We start from the raw sequence: 20,970 nt of genomic DNA, 5'->3' as shown, positions 1-20,970 counted from the left end.
TCCTCGTCATCGCGAGCGACAGCGAAGCGATCCAGCACTACCAAAAAGCCTGGATTGCTTCGTCGCGCTGCTCCTCGCAATGACGACGATCATCAGATGTCTTCATCGCTTGCGAGCAGGCCTTTCACGGCGCGTGACCAACCCTTCAATTTTCGCTCGCGTGTCGCCGCGCTCATGTTGGGCTTGAAGCGGCGCTCGAGCCGCCAGTTGTCGGCGAATTTTTCCGGCGCGGGATAAACACCGGCGGCAAGTCCGGCGAGATAGGCCGCACCAAGCGCGGTGGTTTCGAGCACGACCGGCCGGTCGACCGGCGCGTCGAGCAGATCGGCGAGCCGCTGCATCGTCCAGTCGGACGCCGTCATGCCGCCATCGACGCGGAGCACGACGTTGGCGGCTTTGGCTTCCGGCCAGTCCGCGCGCATCGCCTCCCAGAGATCGACGGTCTGGTAACAGACGCTCTCGAGCGCGGCATGTGCGAGCTCGGCAGGGCCGGTGTTGCGCGTCAGCCCGAACAGCGCGCCGCGCACGCGCGGATTCCAGTAGGGCGCACCCAGACCGACAAAGGCCGGCACGAGATAGACGCTCTGGGCGGAATCGGATTTTTCGGCAAGCGGGCCGGTTTCCGCGGCCTGCTTGATTACCCCCAGGCCGTCGCGCAGCCATTGCACCGCAGACCCCGCCACGAAGATCGAGCCTTCGAGCGCGTAGGTGCGTTTGCCATTGAGCTGATAGGCGATCGTGGTGAGGAGCTTGTTCTTCGAGGCGACGGGCGTTGTCCCGGTATTGAGCAGCGCAAAGCAGCCGGTGCCGTAAGTCGACTTGATCATGCCCGGCGAAAAACAGGCTTGTCCAATCGTCGCGGCCTGCTGGTCGCCGGCGATGCCGGCAATCGCGATGGCGCCACCGAACAGATCGGGCACGCTCTCGCCGAACCGGTGCGAGGAATCCTTCACCTCCGGCAACATCGCGCGCGGCACACCCAATAGCTTGAGCAGGTCGTCATCCCAAGCGCCGGTGTGAATATTGAACAGCAGCGTGCGCGAGGCGTTGGTGGCGTCGGTCGCATGCACCTTGCCACCGGTCAGACGCCACAGCAGGTAACAATCGACGGTGCCGAACAGCAATTCGCCGCGCTCCGCGCGCGCCCGCGCGCCCGGGACATTGTCGAGCAGCCAGGCGACCTTGGTGCCGGAGAAATAGGGATCGATGATCAGGCCGGTCCTGGCCGCAATCATCGGCTCGTGGCCCTCGTCCTTCAGCTTCGCGCAAAAATCGGCGGTGCGCCGATCCTGCCAGACGATAGCCCGGTGAATGGCGTTGCCGGTGGCACGATCCCACACCACCACCGTCTCACGCTGGTTGGTGATGCCGATCGCGGCGATGTCCTTCGGCGTGACGCCAGCCTTCTTCAGCGCGTCGCGACAGGTCGCAACCGTCGAGTTCCAGATGTCTTCCGGATCGTGCTCGACCCAGCCGGAAGCCGGAAAGTGCTGCGGGAATTCAGCTTGCGCGATGCCGGCAACCGAGAGGTCGCCGCGAAACACCATGGCGCGCGAGGATGTGGTGCCCTGATCGATGGCGAGCACGAAGGACATTGGCGTTCCTCCAACGTTTCTCATTGGCGGCCAAGCAAGCGGATCAGAGAGAGAAGGTCAAGGCGGCTCTCGTGCCCCGGACGCCGCGCAGCATGCAATGATACGCTGCTGATCCGGGGCCATGAGCAAAACGAATAATAGGTCCCGGATCTGCGGACGCTGCACCGCGTCCGGGACACGAAATTCGCGAGCTACGCCCCCGCCGTGGTGACGCCGCCGTCGACCACGATCGTCTGACCGGTCATGAAGCTCGAGGCATCGGACGCGAGATAGGCGACTGCGCCTGCGATCTCGTCGGGTTCGCCGATACGCCGGAGCGGCGTAGACGCAGTGCGGCGCTTCAGCCGCTCTTCGTCTTCCCACAGCGCGCGCGCAAAATCGGTCTTGACCAGGCCCGGCGCGACGCAATTGACGCGCACGCCTTTCGGGCCCCACTCGCCGGCGAGGCTTCTACACAGCGCGAAATCCGCCGCCTTCGAGATGCCGTAGGCGCCGATCACGGTCGAACCGCGCAAGCCGCCGATCGAGGAGATGATTACGACGGAGCCCTTGCCGCGCTCGGCCATTGCGGGAATCGCAAGCTGACAGAGCCAGATGTTGCTCTTGACGTTGGAGGCCATGATCTTGTCGAACGCCTCGTCCTTGATGTCGAGCAGCGGCCCGTAATAGGGATTGATCGCGGCGTTGCAGATGAGAATGTCGACCTTGCCGTAATGTTTGGTCGCGCCCGAGATCAGCGCCTCGATCTCCTCGCGGCGCGAGATGTTGCAGGCGATCACGTGCGCGTCGCCGCCTGCTTTTCGGATGCCTTGCGCCACTTCCTCGCAGGCATCGGCCTTGCGTGAGGAGATCACGACTTTTGCCCCGAGTTCGGCGAGCAGTTCGGCCGAGGAGCGGCCGATGCCGCGGCTCGAGCCGGTGACGACCGCAACCTGTCCGGTGAGATCGAAAGGGGTGGATTTCATGGGGATGTTCCTTCGCAGTTTGGCCAGCTCTCACACCGTCATTCCGGGATGGTCCGAAGGACCAGACCCGGAATCCATTTCTCCTCGCACTAACGCGGCCCGATGGATTCCGGGCTCGATGCTACGCATCGCCCCGGAATGACGAGGACGGGTGGATGGGACCTACACCAGCCCGCCGGCGGCGGTGACGCGGCGCAGGTGATACTCGGTGTCGCCGAAGGTGTTTTCGATCATGGTCAGGCGCTTGAAGTAGTGACCGATCTTGGCCTCCATCGTCATGCCGATGCCGCCATGCAGCTGGATCGACTGCTGGCCGACGAACTTGCCGGACTTGCCGATCTGCACCTTGGCGGCGGCGACCGCGGTCGAGCGCTCTTTCGCGTCGTCGAAGTCGCAGGCCATGGTGGCAAACATCGACATCGAGCGCGCCTGTTCCACCGCGACGAACATGTCAGCCGCGCGGTGCTGCAAGGTCTGGAAGCTGCCGATCGGCACGCCGAACTGCTTGCGCGTCTTCAGGTACTCGACCGTGGCCTTCAGGGATTCGTCCATCAGTCCGACAGCCTCGGCGCACAGCGCGCTGCGCGCTTCATCGACCACGCGTTCGATCAGCGGCAGGCCGTTTTCGCCATCCCCGATCACGGCATCCGCGCCGACCTCAACGCCGGTGAAGGTGACATCCGCGCCATGCAGCCCGTCCTGGGTCGGATAGGTTTTCTTCACGATGCCCTTGGCGTTCGCAGGCACAAGGAACACGCCGATGCCGTTGGCGTCGCGCTGGCCGCCCCTGGTGCGCGCGGTGACGACAAAGGTGTCGGCGGCCTCGCCGTTGAGCACGACGAACTTCTCGCCGTCGATGATCCAGCCGTCGCCCTTCTTCTTGGCCGAGGTGGTGACGTCGGCGAGATCGTAGCGCGAGTTCTTCTCCAGTTGCGCGAAGGCAAACGTCTTGGCTCCGTCGATGATGGACGGGATATGCGCTTCCTTCTGCGCGGCCGAGCCGCCATGGCGCAACAACCCGCCGGCGATCACGACCGTCGCGAGATACGGCTCGATCACCAGCGCGCGGCCCAGCGCCTCCATCACGATCATGGTCTCGACCGCGCCGGCGCCGAAGCCGCCGTCGTCTTCCGCAAACGGCAGGCCCAGCAGGCCCTGTTCGGCAAAGCGGCCCCAGATCGCCTTGCTCCAGCCGCCCGGCTCCTTCATGTATTTCTTGCGCGCTTCGAAATCATAGGCGTCACCGAGCAGTCCCTCGACGCTATCCTTGAGAAGCCGCTGCTCCTCGGTCAAATCGAAATCCATCTACGTTTCCTCGACTAATATTATCTTCCGAAACTGGCGCTCGCTGCACCTCGCCCCGCCTGCGGGGAGAGGTCGATCACGAAGTGATCGGGTGAGGGGGTACATCTCTCTCGTCGATCACGATCGTGGAGAGCAGCCCCTCACCCCAACCCTCTCCCCGCAAGCGGAGCGAGGGAGAAGAGTCACAATCCCAGCACCGCCTTGGTGATGATGTTGCGCTGGATCTCGTTCGAGCCGCCGTAGATCGAGACCTTGCGGTTGTTGAAATAGCTCGGCGCGATCTGCGCGGTCCACTCCATCGCCTCGTTCGAACCGTCGTCGGCATGCTCGTCGAACGGCGCTGCGAACGGGCCGATCACTTCCATCAGAAGTTCGGTCGTCGCCTGCTGGATTTCCGAACCCTTGATCTTGAGCACCGACGACGCCGGATTGGGCTTGCCCTTGCCGTGCTTGCCTTCGTCGGCCACGACGCGAAGCTGAGTGAGTTCCAGCGCCTTCAGCTCGATCTCGACCGCCGCGAGCTTTTCGCGGAACGCCTGGTCTTCGATCACCGGCTTGCCGCCGGATTCGACTTTCGAGGCGAGATCCTTGATGCGGCGAAGGCGCTCCTTGGAAACGCCGACCCGCGCGATCCCCGTGCGCTCGTTGCCGAGCAGGAATTTGGCGTAGTCCCAGCCCTTGTTCTCTTCGCCGACCAGATTTTCGACCGGCACCTCGACGTCGTCGAAGAACACCTCGTTGACCTCGTGGCCGCCATCGATGGTCTGGATCGGGCGCACCGTGATGCCCTTCGACTTCATGTCCATCAGGATGAAGGAAATGCCGGTCTGCTTCTTGGCGCCGGGATCGGTGCGGCAAAGGCAGAAGATCATGTTGGCGTGCTGCGCCAGCGTGGTCCAGGTCTTCTGGCCGTTGATGATGTACTTGTCGCCCTTGCGCTCGGCCTTGGTCTTGAGCGACGCGAGGTCGGAGCCCGAGCCCGGTTCGGAAAAGCCCTGGCACCACCAGTCCTCGACCTTGGCGATGCGCGGCAGGTATTGCTTCTTCTGCGCTTCGTTGCCGAAGGTATAGATCACGGGGCCGACCATGCTGACGCCAAACGCCAGCGGCGCCGGCGCCGGATGCGCCTGAAGCTCTTCGTTGAAAATGTAATGCTGCACCGAGCTCCAGCCGGTGCCGCCATATTCCTTCGGCCAGTGCGAGACGCCCCAGCCCTTCTGGTCCAGGATACGCCACCACGCGATCATCTCGTCCTTGGTCAGATGACGGCCCTCGACCATCTTCTGCCGCGTCGCAGGCGGAACGTTGTCGCGGAAGAACGCCCGCACTTCGTCACGAAACGCCATTTCTTGCTTGGTGAAAGCGAGATCCATCGGATTCTCCTGTGAATTTATCTCATCACGTTACCTACCGTCGTCCCCGCCTTGTGCGCAATTGCGCACTGGAGCGGGGACCCATAACCACCGGCCACCGAAATTTCGTAAGCCGGTTGCCGCTTGTGCCCCAAGTTGGGCCGCGGCCTATGGGTCCCGGCGCAAGGCCGGGACGACGAATTACTGCACCACCTCGAACAATCCGGCCGCGCCCATGCCGCCGCCGACGCACATCGTCACCACGGCATACTTCGCCTTGCGGCGGCGGCCCTCGATCAGCGCGTGACCGGTGAGCCGCGCACCCGACATGCCATAGGGATGACCGACCGCGATCGCGCCGCCATCGACGTTGAGTTTTTCCGGATCGATGCCGAGCTTGTCGCGGCAATAGAGCACCTGCACGGCGAACGCCTCGTTCAGCTCCCAGAGATCGATGTCGTCGACCTTCAAGCCGTGACGCTTCAAAAGCCGCGGCACCGCGAAGACCGGCCCGATGCCCATTTCGTCCGGCTCGCAACCGGCGGCAACGAAACCGCGGAAGATGCCAAGCGGCTTCAAACCGCGCCGGGAAGCTTCCTTGTCGCTCATGATCACGCTAGCGCTGGCGCCATCGGACAACTGGCTGGCGTTGCCGGCGGTGATGGTGAAGCCGTCGCCGCGCACCGGCTTGAGGCCGGCGAGCCCTTCGGCGGTGGTGTCCGGCCGCGGGCCTTCATCCTTGGCGAGCGTCACTTCCTTGAACGAGATCTCGCCGGTCGCCTTGTCGGCCACGCCCATCATGGTGGTGATCGCCGCGAGTTCGTCATTGAACTTGCCGCCCTGCTGGGCGGCGGCGACACGGCGCTGGCTCTCCAGCGAATATTCGTCCTGCCGCTCGCGCGAGATACCGTAACGCTTGGCGACGACCTCGGCGGTGTCGATCATCGGCATGTAGACCTCGCCCTTGATCTTCAGGAGCGCCGGGTCCTGGGTATGGAATTTATTGGCGTGATCGTTCTGCACCAGGCTGATGGACTCACCGCCGCCGCCAACCGCGACTTCGACGCCGTCGAAGATCACCGAGCGCGCCGCGAGCGCAATCGCCTGCAAGCCTGACGCACACTGCCGGTCGATCGTGGTGCCGCCGACCGTCACCGGCAGGCCCGCGCGCAACAGCGCCTTGCGCGCGATGTTGCCGCCGGTCGAGCCCTGCTGGAGTGCGGCACCCATCACCACATCCTCGACCTCCTTGGGATCGACCTTGGCGCGCTTGACGGCCTCGCCGATGGCATGACCGAGCAGCGTGGCGCCCTCGGTGGCGTTCAGCGCGCCACGATAGGCCTTGCCGATCGGAGTGCGGGCGGTGGAAACGATGACGGCGTCGGTCATGGACGACCTCCTGTTGCTAATTGTTGTTTTGTCGGCGCGGACTGCTGGTTGCGTAATTCATGGCGCGAGAGTTTGCCGACCGGCGTGCGCGGCAATTCGTCGACGAATTCAAGGGCTGTGGGAATCTCGTGCCGGCCAAGCTTGCCGGAGAGAAACTCCTTTAGTTCATCGAGCGTAAAGGCAGCCGCGCCCGCGTGCAATTTGACGAAGGCCTTGGCCGCCTCGCCGCGATATTCGTCCACGACGCCGATCACGATCACTTCCTGCACGGACGCGTGCTCGTAGATCGCCTGCTCGATCATCTGCGGATAGACATTGAAGCCGCCGGAGATGATCATGTCCTTCTTGCGGTCGACCAGAAAGAAATAGCCGTCCGCGTCCATGTAGCCGATATCGCCGGTCAGGAAACGGTCGCCGACAAACGCTTCCGCGGTTTCCTGCGGCCTGCCCCAGTAGCCTTTGGTGACGTTCGGGCCGCGGATACGGATTTCGCCGACTTCGCCCGGCGCCAAAACCTTTCTGGAATCGTCGAGCGACACGACATCCATCTCGATGCCGGGCAACATCACCCCGATCGAGCCCGGCTTGTCCGGCCCTTCCTTGGGATGGCCGGTGCCGGGCGAGCAGGTCTCGGTCATGCCCCAGCCGCTCTTCAGTTTCATGTTGGTTTTGCGTTCGAAGACCTTGGCGACCTCGACCGGCAGCGGCGCGCCACCCGATCCGCAACTGACCAGCGACGACATATCGCGCTTGTCGAGATCGGGAAGGCTCGCGATCGCGATCCACATGGTCGGCACGCCGGGAAACGCGGTGGCGCGCTTGACCTCGATGTCGCGCATCACAGCCTCGACATCGAAACGCTGATGCAGCGAGATCAAATTGCCGACGCGGATCGCGGACAGCATCACGACCGTGAGCGCATAAATGTGAAACAGCGGCAGCACGCAGATCACGCGCTCGACCGTATTGCGCTCGAGCCGCGCCGGCCGGCCCCAGACCTCATAGACCGAGACCGCCGACGTCAAATTGCCGTGGCTGAGCATCGCGCCCTTCGGCAACCCGGTCGTGCCGCCGGTATATTGCAGCAGCGCGACGTCGTCCGGCGAGATGTCGGGCCAGCGTGAAGGTTTCGTCGCGCCTTCGGCGAATTTCGCGAAGGTGGTGATCGCGGGATGATCCGGGATCGGCGCATGCGGATTGCCGACCACGCCCCAACGGTCGTCCTCGCAGACGATCAGCCGGTCGACCAGGCCCTTCTCCAGAAACTTCAGCGCCGTCGGCAGCAGCGCCGCCAGATTGGACGTAACAAGAATGCGCGCGCCGCTGTCGCTCAGTTTGTGGGACAACGCGCGCTCGCCATCAAGCGGAGACAGATGCGCGATGCGCGCACCGGATTTCAAGGCGCCGAAAAAATTGGCGGGATGGTCCGGCGAGTTACCGAGGAACAGCGCAACCGTCGCGCCCTTGCCGACGCCGGCACGCATGAACGCCGCCGCTGCGACCTCGGCGAGCTCCTCCAGCTCGGCATAGCTGATGGCGCGATCGCGGAATTCGATCGCCGGCCGCGCCCCGAAGTCGCGTGCAGCCTTCGACAACAGATCAGGCAGTGTCCCGCGTTCGATCGCGTCGTCCCAGCGGACGCCTTTCGGGTAAAACTGTTCGCCGGGATGGGTCATGGAAGTGATGCGAAGCGTGAGGTGAGCATAGTGCCAGATGCTCCCCTCCCCCTTGTGGGGAGGGGTTGGGGGTACCCCGAGCACCGCGCCCGCGTCTTACCCCCCTCCCTAACCCTCCCCCACAAGGGGAGAGGGAACGGAGAGAACATGCTGACGCGATCCATCACGCTGCTTTCGCCAGCGATGCGAACGTCTTTCCCTCGGCGGCGAGACGCTTCAACAGCGGCGCGGGCTCCAGCGAGGGATCGTTGGTCTCCTTGGCGTAAAATGCCAGACGATCGGCGATGTGCTTCAACCCGACCTGATCGGCATAGAACATTGGGCCGCCGCGATAGACCGGCCAGCCATAGCCGTAGAGCCAGATCACGTCGATGTCGCCGGGGCGCGCGGCGACCTTCTCTTCGAGGATCTTCGCGCCCTCGTTGATCATCGGATACATCATGCGCTCGAGGATTTCCTCGTCGCTCACCGCGCGGCGCTTGCGCCCCAGGCGCTGTAGCGTCTCGTCGATCAGCTTCTCGACTTCCGGATCGGGCAACGGCGCGCGCGAGCCCGCTTCATATTTGTAATAGCCCTTCCCGGTCTTCTGGCCGAAGCGCCCGGCTTCACACAGGGCATCGGCGATTTCCGACTTGATGCCGCGGTCCTTGCGCGAGCGCCAGCCGATATCGAGTCCGGCGAGATCGCCCATCGCGAACGGGCCCATCGGCATGCCGAACTTGGTGACGACGGCGTCGACCTGTTGCGGCAACGCGCCTTCGAACAGCAGCTTTTCGGCCTGCTTGCTGCGCTGGGCCAGCATGCGGTTGCCGACAAAGCCGTCGCAAACGCCGACCACCGCCGGAACCTTGGCGATCTTGCGGGCGACGGCAACGGCCGTGGTGAGCGCATCGGGCGCGGTTTTCTCGGCGCGCACGATTTCGCAGAGCTTCATCACGTTGGCCGGCGAGAAAAAGTGCATGCCGAGCACGTCCTGCGGGCGCCTGGTCTCTTTGGCGATGTCGTTGATGTTGAGATAGGAAGTGTTGGAGGCCAGCACCGCACCGGGCTTGGCATATTTGTCGAGCGCGTTGAACACTTCCTTCTTGATCGCCATGGTCTCGAACACCGCCTCGATGATCAGGTCGGCGTCCTTGACGTTTTCGAGCCCCACGACGCCGTGGATCAGCGCCATGCGCTTGGCGGGCGCATCCGCGGGAATGCCACCACGCGCGGCGGTCGCCTCATAATTCTTCTGCATCACGCCCATGCCGCGCTTGAGCTGCTCCTCGCCGGTCTCGATCAGCGTGACGGGAATGCCGGCATTCGCAAAGGACATCGCGATGCCGCCGCCCATGGTGCCCGCGCCGATGATGGCGACGCGCTCGACAGGCCGGGCCTTGGTGCCGTCGGGAACGCCTGATATCTTGGCGGCCTCGCGCTCGGCAAAGAACGCATGGCGCTGCGCCTTGGACTGATCGCTTGCGACGAGCTTGAGGAACGTCTCGCGCTCCTTCTTGATCCCCTCGTCGAACGGCAGATCGATGGCAGCGCCCACGGCGTCGGCCGCCGCGAACGGCGCCTCCAGCCCGCGGGCTTTCTTGGTCAGCGCCGCCACCGCATTGGTGAAAATCGAACGGTCGGCCTTGGCCGCCGCAAGCTTGCTGTCGTCGTCGCGCAATTTGCGCAAGGGGCGCTTTTCCGCGAGCACCTTTCGGGCGAACGCCTCGCCGCCGGCGGCAGGCCCTTCGACGATTTCGTCGATCAGACCGTTCTTGAGGGCATCGGAAGCGGAGATCGGATCGCCGCCGACGATCATCTTGACCGCCAACTCCGGTCCGACCGCGCGCGGCAGACGCTGCGTGCCGCCGGCGCCGGGCAGGATCCCGAGCTTCACTTCGGGCAGGCCGAGCCGGGCTTCCTTGACCGCGACCCGATAGTGACAGGCGAGCGCAACCTCGAGCCCGCCACCGAGTGCCGTGCCATGAATCGCAGCCACCACGGGCTTTGGCGAACTTTCGATCGCGTTGAGCACGTCATGAAGGCTTGGAGGAACCGGCGGCTTGCCGAACTCGGTAATATCCGCACCGGCGATGAAGGTGCGCCCGGCGCAGGTCAGGACGATTGCCTTTGCTTCGGAATCCGCAATCGCACGCGTGATGCAGTCCACGATGCCGCCACGCACCGCGGCGCTCAGCGCATTCACCGGAGGACTGTCGACCGTGACGATGGCAACCACGTCATGACGCTCAAGCCTGACTACTTCGCTCACGGCAACTCTCCCTAAACAGCCTGTTCTTGCGTAGCTAATTTTTAGCCGGTGAATTTATTCCGCATTGCGGAATTGAATTCCGCATCTTGACAGGGAGGGTTATTTTGAAGCACGTCCCTTGTCAACAAAACCTCTCGCTGGGTTCGCTACCAGAATTCGCGGGTACGAAAGTAGCGAACAAGCGTCGGCGTCAGACCATGAAGCGTCAAGGCAAGAAAGTCGCGACTGATCGCAGTTTTGTTGTTGCGCTTTCCCGCGGTCTCGATGTGTTGCGCGCATTCCAGCCAAATGATGGCCTCCTCGGCAATCAGGAGATCGCCGCCCGCACCAAGCTGCCGAAGCCGACCGTCTCGCGGCTGACTTACACTCTGACAAAGCTCGGCTATCTTACGCCGGTTCCCCGCTTCGAGAAGTACCAATTGGCGCCGGCAGCCATGGCGCTCGGTTATGCCGCACTTACCAATCTCGGCGTCCGTCACCTGTCGGAACCCTACCGGGAAGAACTGATGCGCGAGACCGGCGGCGCGGTGGCGGTCGGCGGCCGCGACCGCCTCAGCATGATCTATTTCGGCCAGAGCCGCGGCATGACCCTCGGCGTCCAGCTCGATGTCGGCTCGCGCATTCCAATCGCCACCACCGCGATGGGGCGCGCCTATTTCTGGGCGCTGCCCGAGGAGGAGCGCAATGCGCTGCTGCGCGACCTGCGCGAATATTACGGCACCCGCTGGGCCAAGATGCGCGACGGCCTCGAACGCGCCGGAGAAACCGTGGCCAAACACGGCTTTACGATCTCGGCAGGCGAATGGCACGATGACATCGCCGCCGTCGGCGTAGCACTAAAGCTCAATGACGGAACCGGCCCATATGCGTTTAACTGTGGGGCGCCGGCGTTCCGTTTCACGGAAGACCGGCTGCGCAACGATATCGGGCCGCGTCTTTTGACCATGGTCCGCACCATCGAAGCAGCACTCGGCGGAATAGCGCCGCAAGCAAGAAAACAAGAAGGGCGGAAACTGAAAACGGGAGGGAAAGTTGCGCGGATGGTTGAGGGGATCAGATAGCCTTTGCCGGCCTGATTCAGGAAAGGCGCCGGCTGTGTGCGGGGAACGATGACCGATCCCCAGGCGCTACCTGCCGCCACGCCGCTCCTTGCAGTTTGCAACGTCAGCGTCACGTTTGGCGGCATCGTTGCGTTGAACGGCGTGTCGTTCGACATGCATCAGGGGCAGATCCTGGGCCTGATCGGCCCGAACGGCGCCGGCAAGACCACGCTCTTCAATTGCCTCAGCCGGCTATATCAGCCGAGCGCCGGCGATATCCTGATGGAAGGCGCAAGCATCCTGAGGCGCCCGCCGCACCGGATCGCCGAAATCGGCATCGGCCGCACCTTCCAGAATGTCGCCCTGTTCTCCAACCTCTCGGTGCTCGACAATGTGCGGATCGGTGCGCATGCGCGGACCCAAAGCGACATTATCAGCGACTCGCTCAGGCTTCCCGGCGTCCGCCGCGGCGAAGCGGCGCTGAACGCGCGCGTCGATGAAATCCTGGGCTACCTCGAACTCGGTGACGTCGCCCACAACGTCGTTTCGGGCCTGCCGTTCGGTACCCAGAAACGCGTCGAGTTGGCGCGCGCACTCGCCACCGAACCCAAGATCCTGTTGCTGGACGAACCGGCCGGCGGCCTCAACCACGAAGAGGTCTATGCGCTCGGCGACCTGATCCGGCGCATTCGCAACGACCGCAAGATCACGGTGCTGCTGGTCGAACACCACATGGGCCTTGTGATGTCGATCGCCGATCATGTCGTGGCGCTGAATTTCGGCCGCAAACTCGCCGACGGCACGCCCGCCGCCGTGCAATCCGATCCTGACGTGATCAAGGCCTATCTCGGGAGCAAGGACCAATGACCGCGCTCCTCAATATCAAGGCGCTCAACGCCTTCTATGGCCAGGTCCAGGCGCTGCACGGCCTTGAATTCACGCTCGACGAAGGCAGCGTGACCACGCTGCTCGGCGCCAATGGCGCCGGCAAGACCACGACCTTGCGCGCGATCTGCAACATGGTCCGCACCACGGGCGCGATCGAATTCGACGGTGCGCCGCTCTCCAGCCGTTCGACGGAAAACATCGTCCGTCTCGGCATCGCCCATGTGCCGCAGGGCCGCGGCACCTTCACCACCATGACGGTGGAGGAAAATCTCCAGCTTGGCGCGATCACCCGCAGCAAGTCCGGCGTGGCGGCCGACATCGAACGCATGTACGCGCATTTTCCGGTGCTCAAGCAACGCCATACCCAGCAGGCCGGCACGCTCTCGGGCGGCGAGCAGCAGATGCTGGCGGTGGCGCGCGCACTGATGCTGCGGCCGCGCCTGATGCTGCTCGACGAGCCCTCGTTCGGACTGGCGCCGTTGATCGTGCGTGACCTCTTCAAGATTCTCGGCAAGATCAACCGCGAGGACAAGGTCACGATCCTGGTGGTCGAGCAGAACGCACAGCTTGCGCTCGAAATTGCCGACCAGGCCTATGTGATCGAGACCGGCCGTATCGTGATGTCCGGAAGAGCGAACGAGATCGCGGACAACGAAGACGTCCGCAGATCCTATCTCGGCTATTAGGGGACGCGAGCCGATGGAGCTTTTCACCAACCAGGTCCTGGCCGGCATCGCCACCGGCGCGATCTATGCCTGCATGGCGCTTGCCGTCGTTATGATCTATCAGGCGATCGACCATCTCAATTTCGCGCAAGGCGAAATGGCAATGTTCTCGACCTTCATCTCCTGGCAGTTGATGCAGTGGGGCCTTCCCTACTGGGTCGCCTTCCTGCTGACGCTCGCGTTTTCCTTTGCCGGCGGCATCGTCATCGAACGCCTGCTGTTCAAGCCGCTCGCGAAGGCGCCGATCCTGACCAACGTCGCCGGCTTCATCGCGCTGTTTGCGATCATCAACAGCTGCGCCGGCCTGATCTGGGACTTCACCATCAAGCAATACCCGACGCCGTTCGGCTCGGCGCCCTTCCTCGGCAGCCAGCTGATTTCGACCCACCAGGCCGGCATGATCGGCGTGACCGTGCTGCTGTTGATCGCGCTCTACGTTTTCTTCCGCTACACGCGGATCGGGCTTGCGATGCGCGCGGCGGCTTCCGTCCCGGAATCGGCGCGGTTGGTCGGGATCAATACGTCATGGATGATCGCGCTCGGCTGGGGCATGGCGGCCGCGATCGGCTCGATCGCCGGCATGTTGATCGCGCCGGTGGTATTCCTCGAACCCAACATGATGGGCGGCGTTCTGATCTACGGCTTCGCTGCGGCCGTCCTCGGCGGCCTGACCAGCCCGTTCGGCGCGGTGATTGGCGGCTTTCTCGTCGGCATCATCGAAAATCTCGCCGGCACCTACATCCCGGGCGTCGGCAATGAATTGAAGCTGCCGATCGCGCTGGCGCTGATCATCACTGTTCTGGTTGTCAAACCAGCCGGGCTGTTTGGCCGGCCAATCGTGAAGCGGGTTTAATCATGAGCGCCGTGCAGGAAGTCACCGCAGCCCCCGCGCTCGAAGCCGTTCCGAAGCGGGCGATGACGTTAGGGGCCGGCACCTCGCTGATCGCGCTGGCGCTCCTGATCGCCTTTCCGCTGTTCGTGAAGAACTTCATCATCTTCCAGATGACAATGCTGCTGATCTATGGGCTTGCGGTTCTGGCGCTGAACATCCTGACCGGCGGCAGCGGACAATTCTCGCTCGGACAGAGCGCGTTCTATGCGGTCGGCGCTTACACCTCGGCGATCCTGATGGAACACCTCGGCATGAATTACGCGCTGACGCTGCCGGTCGCGGGACTGGTCTGCTTCGTGTTCGGCTTCCTGTTCGGCCAGCCGGCGCTGCGGCTCTCGGGCGTTTATCTGGCGCTGGCGACCTTTGCGCTCGCGACCGCGATGCCGCAATTGCTCAAGCTCGGCTACTTCGAACACTGGACAGGCGGGGTGCAGGGCCTTGTCGTCACCAAGCCGGACCCGCCAGAGACCGTGCAGAGCGTGCTCGCATGGGCTCACCTGAAGATGTCGCAGGACATGTGGCTCTATTATTTCACGCTTCTCATCACGATCGCGATCTACATCTTCTCCGTCAACCTGTTGAGGTCCCGCTCCGGCCGCGCCTTCATGGCGATCCGTGACAACGAAATCGCGGCGTCCGCGATGGGCATCAATGTGGCGCTCTACAAGACGCTGGCCTTCGGCGTCTCGGCGGCGATCACCGGCATCGCCGGCGGGTTGGGCGCCATCGCCGTGCAATTCGTTGCGCCCGACGGTTACACCATCACGCTCGCGATCTCGCTGTTCCTCGGCATGGTGGTCGGCGGCGTCGGCTGGTTGCCGGGCTCGATCGTCGGCTCCGCCTTCATCATCTTCGTGCCGAACATCGCCGAAGGTATTTCCAAGGGCCTTTCCGGCGCGGTGTTCGGCGTCATTCTGTTTCTCGTTATCTTCCTGGTGCCGCATGGTGCAAGGCAAGTCGCGATGGTCGCCCAGCATCTGCTGGGCAGCCTAAAAAGACGCTAAAAACATTCCAAGGAGAACATGATGTTTGCAAGGAAGCTTTGGTTCGCCGCCGTCTCAACGGGCGTCATCGCGCTCGCCTCGAGCGGCAGCGCGCTGGCGCAGAAGAAATACGATACCGGCGCAACCGACACCGAAATCAAGATCGGCAACATCATGCCCTATAGCGGGCCGGCCTCTGCCTACGGTGTGATCGGCAAGACCGAGACGGCCTATTTCAACAAAATCAATGCCGAGGGCGGCATCAACGGCCGCAAGATCAACTTCATCACCTATGACGACGGCTATAGCCCGCCGAAAGCGGTCGAGCAGGCGCGCAAGCTCGTGGAAGGCGATGAAGTGTTGTTGATCTTCAACCCGCTCGGCACGCCGTCGAACACGGCGATCGAGAAGTACATGAACGTCAAGAAGGTACCGCAGCTCTTCGTCGCCACCGGCGCCACCAAGTGGAACGAGCCAAAGGATTTTCCGTGGACCATGGGCTGGCAGCCGAGCTACCAGGCCGAGGCGAGGATCTATGCCAAATATCTGATCAAGGAAAAGCCGGACGCCAAGATCGCGGTGCTCTATCAGAACGACGATTTCGGCAAGGACTATCTGAAAGGCCTGAAAGACGGGCTCGGCGCCAAGTCGTCGATGATAACGGCAGAAGAAGGCTATGAGACCTCAGAGCCGAGCATTGACGGCCACATCGTCAAGCTGAAGGCCTCCGGCGCCGACGTCTTCATCAGCGTCACCACGCCGAAATTTGCGGCCCAGGCGATCAAGAAGCTCGCCGAGATGAACTGGACCCCGCTGCACATCGTGTCCAACGTCTCGGCCTCGGTCGGCGGCGTGATCAAGCCGGCCGGATTCGAAAATGCGCAAGGCATTCTGTCGGCCGCCTATGCCAAGGACGGCGCCGACGCCCAGTGGGACAACGATCCCGGCATGAAGAAATTCCTCGATTTCCTCACCAGGTATTATCCCGACGGCAACAAGCTCGACGGCTCGGTGGTCTATGGCTATGGCGCGGCCCAGACCATGGTGAAGGTGCTTCAGATGTGCGGCGACGACCTGACGCGCGAGAACGTGATGAAGCAGGCGGCCAGCTTGAAGAGCTTCACGCCGGACACGCTGTTGCCGGGCGTCACCATCAACACCTCGGCGACCGACTTCGCCCCGATCAAGCAATTGCAGATGATGCGGTTCAAGGGCGAGAAATGGGAGCTGTTCGGCGACATCATGTCGAGCGAGCTGAGCAACTAGAGCCTGGCTTTCCGCCCTGTGAGATGGCGTGAAGGAGCCTCACGCGCCTCAAAAGCCTACTAAAGATGCAGCCCTCCGCGCCTTTCGCGGAGGGCTTTTTCTTGTCCGACATGGTAGGCTGATCCATCATCGGAATGATCAAGAGCTTTCGACCAAGAAGGCCGCACGCAATCATCCGTCACTGGACGAGAGGGAGAAGGTCATGGCTGTTTTCGCAACCAGAATTGCGATCGCGTCTGTCGCTGCGTTCGCAATATCGGCTGTCTCGGGCGGCAGCGCGCTGGCCCAGAAGAAATACGACACCGGCGCCAGCGACACCGAAATAAAGATCGGCAACATTATGCCCTATAGCGGGCCTGCGTCCGCCTACGGCATACAAGGCAGGACCGAGGTCGCCTATTTCAAGATGATCAACGACGCCGGCGGCATCAACGGCCGCAAGATAAACTTCATCACCTATGACGACAGCTATAGCCCGCCCAAGACGGTCGAGCAGGCACGCAAGCTGGTCGAGAGCGACGAGGTTCTGTTCATCTTCAATTCGCTCGGCACACCGCCCAATTCAGCGATCCACAAATACATGAACGCCAAGAAGGTGCCGCAGCTCTTCGTCGCCACCGGCGCTACCAAGTGGAACGACCCGAAAGACTATCCGTGGACCATGGGCTGGCAGCCGGGCTACCAGAGCGAGGCGCGCATTTACGCCAAATATATTCTGAAGGAAAAGCCCAACGCCAAAATCGCCGTGCTCTACCAGAACGACGATTACGGCAAGGACTACCTGAAAGGCCTGAAAGACGGCCTCGGCGACAAAGCCGCTTCCATGATCATCGCGGAAGAAAGCTTCGAGACCTCGGAGCCGACCATCGACAGCCATATCGTCAAGCTCAAGGCTACCGGCGCCGACATCTTCGTTGATATTGCCACGCCGAAATTCGCGGCGCAGGCCATCAAGAAGGTCGCCGAGATCGACTGGAAGGCGCTGCACTTTCTCAACAACGTGTCGGCTTCCATCGGCAGCGTCGTCAAGCCCGCCGGCTTCGAGAATGCACAAGGCATCATTTCCGCCGCGTACCTGAAGGACGTCTCGGATCCACAGTGGAATAACGATCCCGGCATGAAACAATTCCTCGATTTCCTGGCCAAGGATTTCCCGGAAGCCAACAAGCTCGACGGTTCGGTGATCGTCGGCTATGCCGTCGCGCAAACCATGGTGCAGGTGCTCAAGCAGTGCGGCGACGACCTCACGCGAGCGAATATCATGAAGCAGGCGGCCAATCTGAAGGACTTTCGCACCGACGTGCTGTTGCCCGGCATTCGGATCAACACCTCGCCGACCAATTTTGCCCCAATCACCCAGCTCCAGCTGATGGTGTTCAAGGGTGAGCGCTGGGTGTTGTTCGGTGATGTCATCAGCGGCGAGATCGGCGGCTGAGCATTTCTTCAAGCAGCCCACGACAAACCCCCGCGGACCTCGTCAGCGGGGGTTTTCTTTTGCCGCAAGGGGAGTGATAACGGCCTCCCGTTCCAGGTCCTTCGAACCATCGAGACGCCATGACCGACCGACGCCCCCTTCTGCGCGCGATTTTCGATGCCGCCGTCGCGGCAGCGCATCCGGACGTGATCCTGTCGGCGCACCTGCCGCCCGTGCCGAAGGGAAAGATCATTTGCCTTGCGGCCGGAAAGGGCGCAGCCGCAATGGCCGCCGCCGCCGAACGGCATTATCTCGACGAACTCAAGCTTGATCCCGCGCGCCTGTCGGGGCTCGCCACCACGCGCCACGGCCATGGCGTGCCGACGCGGCGGATCCGGGTGATCGAAGCCGGGCACCCCGTGCCGGACGAAGCCGGGTTGAAAGCCGCCGACGAGACATTGGCGCTGGCGCAGGAGGCCGGTCCCGACGATCTGCTTTTGGTGCTCCTCTCGGGCGGGGGCTCGGCGAACTGGATCGCGCCGGCCATTGGGGTGACCTTCGCGCAAAAGCAGCAGGTCAATCGTGCTTTGCTGCGTTCGGGCGCGCCGATCGGCGAGATGAATGTCGTGCGCAAGCATCTGTCGCGCATCAAGGGCGGCCGGCTCGCGCGCGCCGGACAACGCGCCGAAATCGTGACGCTCGCGATTTCGGATGTGCCGCATGACGAGCCGTCGGCAATCGCCTCCGGACCGACGGTGCCGGATCCGACGACACTGGCTGACGCGCGCGCCATCGTCGCGAAGTACAAGCTCAATATCGACGACGCCGTGCGCCGCGCGCTCGACGATCCCAATAACGAGAGCTGCAAGGTAGGCGATGCCGCCTTTGACCGCGCGACCTTTGAGCTGATCGCGCGCCCCAAGGCTTCACTCGATGCCGCGATCAAGGTGGCGACTGAGGCCGGCTATGCGACCATCGGCCTTGGCGCCGACCTCGAAGGCGAAGCGCGCGACGTCGCGGCCGAACATGCGAGGCTGGCGCTGAAAGCCCGGAGCGAAGGCAAACGCGTCGCGATTCTCTCCGGCGGCGAACTCACCGTGACCGTGACAGGCAACGGACGCGGCGGCCCGAACCAGGAATATGCACTGGCGCTTGCGGCGCTCCTGAAGGACACGCCAGATGTTTCGGCGCTCGCCGGCGATACCGATGGCGCCGATGGCGGCGCGGGCAGTGCCAGCGACCCCGCGGGCGCGATCATCGACCACGCCACGTTTGCCAGAATGAAATCGCTCGCGCTCGATCCCGCGGCCTATCTCGCCAACAACGACGCGACCGCTTTTTTTACAGCGACCGGCGACCTGCTTCAGACCGGGCCGACGCTCACCAACGTCAATGACGTCAGGGTGATTTTGGTAGACTAGTTTCCGTCATTCCGGGACGAGGCGAAGCCTCGAGGCCGGAATCCATTGCACCATCATAACGCTTGTCGACATGGATTCCGGGTTCGCTCGCAAAAAAGCTCGCGCCCCGGAATGACACTTGAGCAAGCACTCAAAACTCGTCGGCAATCTTCGTCAGCATCGCCACCAGCGCCGCGCGATTGGCAGGGCCCAGCAACTCGTTGAGACGCGCCTCGTGCTTGGCCGCGACAAGTTTCTTGGCACGCGCGAGCGCCGCCCTGCCCTTGTCGGTCAGCACCAGATGATGCGAGCGCCGGTCATTGGCCGAGCGAACGCGCGAGCATAATTCGCGGGCCTCCAGGCCATCGAGCATCGCCACGAAATTCGGCCGCAGGATTCCGAGCGTGCTTGCGATCTCGGTCTGGTTACGGCCGGGATTGCGCTCGAGCAGCAGGAGCACCGAGAACTGCGCAGGCGTCAGTTGCAGCGGCGCCATGCAGCGCAAAAAATCCTCGAAGATCTTCAGTTGCGCGCGCTTGAGCGGATAGCCGAGCATTTCCGACAGTTCGCCGAGTTCTATCCCCGCGTCCTCGGCCTCCTTGCGGCCGGCACGCTGCGTCTTGGCGCCATCGGTGGCGGTTCTGGAAACGGTCATCGCCTCGTGTTACCCGCCTCAATGCCGGTCGCGGCCTTGAGGTTATATCTGATAATTGTTATCCACTATATCAAACTAGGCACGCGGAGTTCAACCGCTTGCGTGAAGGGGATTAAGGGGAGCGGCCCAATTGAACACGACCATCATGCTGTTCCTGCTGCAGGACGGCATCACCAATGGCGCGATCTACGCCCTGTTGGGCCTGGCCCTGGTGCTGGTCTTCGCCGTGACGCGCGTCATCCTGATTCCGCAGGGCGAATTCGTCACCTATGGAGCGCTGACCTATGCGACGCTCGCCGCGGGCCAGGTGCCCGGCACCGCGCGGCTGGCCGTCGCCATGGGCATCGTCGCTTTCGTCCTTGATCTCGTGATGCGTCGGCGAAGCCTGCGCTTTGTTTTGATCGTGCAAGGTTTCTTCATCAACATCGCCTTGCCCACGGCGGTCCTCGCGCTCACACTGTCGTTGGCAAGTAAGCAGACGCCGATCGCGGTCGACATCGTGCTCTCGCTTCTGATCGTTGGAACAATCGGGCTTTATCTCTATCGCATCGCCTTTGCGCCGATTGCGCACACGTCCGTGCTGGTGCTGCTGATCGCAGCCGTCGGCTGTCATCTGGCGCTGCAAGGCATCGGGCTTGTCTTCTTCGGCGCCGAAGGCCAACGCGGGCCCGCGTTGTCGAACGCAGCGTTTACCATCGATCCCCTGCGCTTTACCGGCCAAAGCATCGCTGTTTACGCCGTGACGCTGGCACTGATTGCGGCGCTCTGGCTGCTGTTCAGCTTTACCCTCTACGGCAAGGCGCTTCGCGCCACTGCGGTTAATCGCCTCGGCGCGCGGCTGGTCGGAATCCGCACCGCGCTGTCGGGTCAGATCGCCTTTCTGCTCGCCGCCGTGATCGGCGCGACCTCGGGCATTCTCATCATTCCCATCACGACGCTCTACTACGACACGGGGTTTCTGATCGGCCTGAAAGGCTTCGTCGCCGCGATCATCGGCGGCCTGGTGAGTTATCCTTTGACCGCGATCGCCGCCCTTCTGGTCGGCAGCGTTGAATCCTTCTCGTCTTTCTACGCCAGCAACTTCAAGGAAGTGATCGTATTTGCGCTGATCATTCCGGTGCTGCTGCTGCGCTCGCTGGCAACGCCCGCGGTCGACGAGGAAAAGGACTGATCA

17 protein-coding genes are annotated in these 20,970 nt (G+C 62.9%); 9 read left to right on the top strand and 8 right to left on the bottom strand.

Translation table 11 applies throughout. The features are described from left to right. Positions 1-92: 92 nt before the first annotated feature. The 7 genes from glpK to BUA38_RS16810 all read right to left on the bottom strand — a co-directional run bounded on the left by glpK (position 93) and on the right by BUA38_RS16810 (position 10,533). Positions 93-1,595 carry a glycerol kinase GlpK gene (glpK, locus tag BUA38_RS16840; RefSeq protein ID WP_072819390.1) on the bottom strand — a complete coding sequence of 501 codons (1,503 nt, stop codon included), beginning with the start codon at positions 1,593-1,595 and terminating at the stop codon, positions 93-95. A 191-nt stretch (positions 1,596-1,786) separates the two neighbouring features. Then, entirely contained in the window at positions 1,787-2,560 is a 774-nt protein-coding gene (locus BUA38_RS16835; RefSeq protein WP_072819388.1) for an SDR family NAD(P)-dependent oxidoreductase, read from the bottom strand. A gap of 162 nt (positions 2,561-2,722) precedes the next feature. Continuing rightward, complete coding sequence (gene pimD, locus BUA38_RS16830) at positions 2,723-3,865, bottom strand: pimeloyl-CoA dehydrogenase small subunit (RefSeq protein ID WP_072819386.1); 1,143 nt, start codon at positions 3,863-3,865, stop codon at positions 2,723-2,725. 182 nt (positions 3,866-4,047) lie between these two features. Beyond that, the gene (gene pimC, locus BUA38_RS16825; RefSeq protein WP_072819385.1) at positions 4,048-5,238 is read right to left on the bottom strand and encodes a pimeloyl-CoA dehydrogenase large subunit; all 1,191 of its coding nucleotides are present in this window, start codon (positions 5,236-5,238) and stop codon (positions 4,048-4,050) included. Positions 5,239-5,418: 180 nt separating this feature from the next. Further along, entirely contained in the window at positions 5,419-6,606 is a 1,188-nt protein-coding gene (locus tag BUA38_RS16820; protein WP_072819382.1) for an acetyl-CoA C-acyltransferase, read from the bottom strand. Then, the gene (pimA, locus tag BUA38_RS16815) at positions 6,603-8,282 is read right to left on the bottom strand and encodes a dicarboxylate--CoA ligase PimA (RefSeq protein ID WP_072819381.1); all 1,680 of its coding nucleotides are present in this window, start codon (positions 8,280-8,282) and stop codon (positions 6,603-6,605) included. The genes BUA38_RS16820 and pimA overlap by 4 nt, the downstream gene beginning before the upstream one ends. Positions 8,283-8,445: 163 nt before the next feature. Beyond that, on the bottom strand, positions 8,446-10,533 hold the full coding sequence (locus BUA38_RS16810) for a 3-hydroxyacyl-CoA dehydrogenase NAD-binding domain-containing protein (RefSeq protein WP_072819379.1): 2,088 nt from the start codon (positions 10,531-10,533) through the stop codon (positions 8,446-8,448). A 197-nt stretch (positions 10,534-10,730) separates the two neighbouring features. Between BUA38_RS16810 and BUA38_RS16805 the strand changes: the two genes are divergently transcribed. From BUA38_RS16805 to BUA38_RS16770, 8 genes are all read left to right on the top strand, one after another. After that, positions 10,731-11,594, top strand: coding sequence for an IclR family transcriptional regulator (locus BUA38_RS16805; protein ID WP_072819378.1), 864 nt, complete (start codon positions 10,731-10,733; stop codon positions 11,592-11,594). Positions 11,595-11,642: 48 nt separating this feature from the next. Further along, positions 11,643-12,440: an ABC transporter ATP-binding protein gene (locus tag BUA38_RS16800; RefSeq protein WP_072819376.1), complete on the top strand. Its 798-nt coding sequence runs from the start codon at positions 11,643-11,645 to the stop codon at positions 12,438-12,440. Next, a complete protein-coding gene (locus BUA38_RS16795) occupies positions 12,437-13,147 on the top strand; it encodes an ABC transporter ATP-binding protein (protein ID WP_072819374.1) in 711 nt (236 codons plus the stop codon). Before BUA38_RS16800 ends, BUA38_RS16795 begins: the two co-directional genes overlap by 4 nt. Before the next feature lie 13 nt (positions 13,148-13,160). Then, the gene (locus BUA38_RS16790; RefSeq protein WP_072819372.1) at positions 13,161-14,039 is read left to right on the top strand and encodes a branched-chain amino acid ABC transporter permease; all 879 of its coding nucleotides are present in this window, start codon (positions 13,161-13,163) and stop codon (positions 14,037-14,039) included. A gap of 2 nt (positions 14,040-14,041) precedes the next feature. Beyond that, the gene (locus BUA38_RS16785) at positions 14,042-15,082 is read left to right on the top strand and encodes a branched-chain amino acid ABC transporter permease (protein WP_072819371.1); all 1,041 of its coding nucleotides are present in this window, start codon (positions 14,042-14,044) and stop codon (positions 15,080-15,082) included. Positions 15,083-15,103: 21 nt separating this feature from the next. Further along, positions 15,104-16,327 carry an ABC transporter substrate-binding protein gene (locus BUA38_RS16780; RefSeq protein ID WP_425304959.1) on the top strand — a complete coding sequence of 408 codons (1,224 nt, stop codon included), beginning with the start codon at positions 15,104-15,106 and terminating at the stop codon, positions 16,325-16,327. A gap of 202 nt (positions 16,328-16,529) precedes the next feature. Continuing rightward, positions 16,530-17,762, top strand: coding sequence for an ABC transporter substrate-binding protein (locus BUA38_RS16775; protein WP_072819367.1), 1,233 nt, complete (start codon positions 16,530-16,532; stop codon positions 17,760-17,762). A gap of 119 nt (positions 17,763-17,881) precedes the next feature. Further along, the gene (locus BUA38_RS16770; protein ID WP_072819366.1) at positions 17,882-19,162 is read left to right on the top strand and encodes a glycerate kinase type-2 family protein; all 1,281 of its coding nucleotides are present in this window, start codon (positions 17,882-17,884) and stop codon (positions 19,160-19,162) included. Positions 19,163-19,292: 130 nt separating this feature from the next. Here the strand turns inward: BUA38_RS16770 and BUA38_RS16765 are convergent, their stop codons facing one another. Next, positions 19,293-19,796: a MarR family winged helix-turn-helix transcriptional regulator gene (locus BUA38_RS16765; RefSeq protein WP_072819364.1), complete on the bottom strand. Its 504-nt coding sequence runs from the start codon at positions 19,794-19,796 to the stop codon at positions 19,293-19,295. A gap of 130 nt (positions 19,797-19,926) precedes the next feature. Here BUA38_RS16765 and BUA38_RS16760 point away from each other — a divergent pair, with 130 nt between their 5' ends. Next, positions 19,927-20,967 carry a branched-chain amino acid ABC transporter permease gene (locus tag BUA38_RS16760; RefSeq protein ID WP_072819362.1) on the top strand — a complete coding sequence of 347 codons (1,041 nt, stop codon included), beginning with the start codon at positions 19,927-19,929 and terminating at the stop codon, positions 20,965-20,967. Positions 20,968-20,970 lie beyond the last annotated feature (3 nt).

The organism is Bradyrhizobium erythrophlei (genome assembly GCF_900142985.1).
GTDB classification, from domain to species: Bacteria; Pseudomonadota; Alphaproteobacteria; order Rhizobiales; family Xanthobacteraceae; genus Bradyrhizobium; species Bradyrhizobium erythrophlei_B.
The sequence above is the reverse complement of the archived record's forward strand: the minus strand, read 5'-3'. Positions and strand labels throughout refer to the sequence as shown.

Bases quoted from the DNA above. Each gene is read 5' to 3' on its own strand.
- glpK (WP_072819390.1), bottom strand. From the start codon at position 1,595: ATGTCCTTCGTGCTCGCCATCGATCAGGGCACCACATCCTCGCGCGCC.
- BUA38_RS16835 (WP_072819388.1), bottom strand. From the start codon at position 2,560: ATGAAATCCACCCCTTTCGATCTCACCGGACAGGTTGCGGTCGTCACC.
- pimD (WP_072819386.1), bottom strand. From the start codon at position 3,865: ATGGATTTCGATTTGACCGAGGAGCAGCGGCTTCTCAAGGATAGCGTC.
- pimC (WP_072819385.1), bottom strand. From the start codon at position 5,238: ATGGATCTCGCTTTCACCAAGCAAGAAATGGCGTTTCGTGACGAAGTG.
- BUA38_RS16820 (WP_072819382.1), bottom strand. From the start codon at position 6,606: ATGACCGACGCCGTCATCGTTTCCACCGCCCGCACTCCGATCGGCAAG.
- pimA (WP_072819381.1), bottom strand. From the start codon at position 8,282: ATGACCCATCCCGGCGAACAGTTTTACCCGAAAGGCGTCCGCTGGGAC.
- BUA38_RS16805 (WP_072819378.1), top strand. From the start codon at position 10,731: ATGAAGCGTCAAGGCAAGAAAGTCGCGACTGATCGCAGTTTTGTTGTT.
- BUA38_RS16800 (WP_072819376.1), top strand. From the start codon at position 11,643: ATGACCGATCCCCAGGCGCTACCTGCCGCCACGCCGCTCCTTGCAGTT.
- BUA38_RS16795 (WP_072819374.1), top strand. From the start codon at position 12,437: ATGACCGCGCTCCTCAATATCAAGGCGCTCAACGCCTTCTATGGCCAG.
- BUA38_RS16790 (WP_072819372.1), top strand. From the start codon at position 13,161: ATGGAGCTTTTCACCAACCAGGTCCTGGCCGGCATCGCCACCGGCGCG.
- BUA38_RS16785 (WP_072819371.1), top strand. From the start codon at position 14,042: ATGAGCGCCGTGCAGGAAGTCACCGCAGCCCCCGCGCTCGAAGCCGTT.
- BUA38_RS16780 (WP_425304959.1), top strand. From the start codon at position 15,104: ATGTTTGCAAGGAAGCTTTGGTTCGCCGCCGTCTCAACGGGCGTCATC.
- BUA38_RS16775 (WP_072819367.1), top strand. From the start codon at position 16,530: ATGGCTGTTTTCGCAACCAGAATTGCGATCGCGTCTGTCGCTGCGTTC.
- BUA38_RS16770 (WP_072819366.1), top strand. From the start codon at position 17,882: ATGACCGACCGACGCCCCCTTCTGCGCGCGATTTTCGATGCCGCCGTC.
- BUA38_RS16765 (WP_072819364.1), bottom strand. From the start codon at position 19,796: ATGACCGTTTCCAGAACCGCCACCGATGGCGCCAAGACGCAGCGTGCC.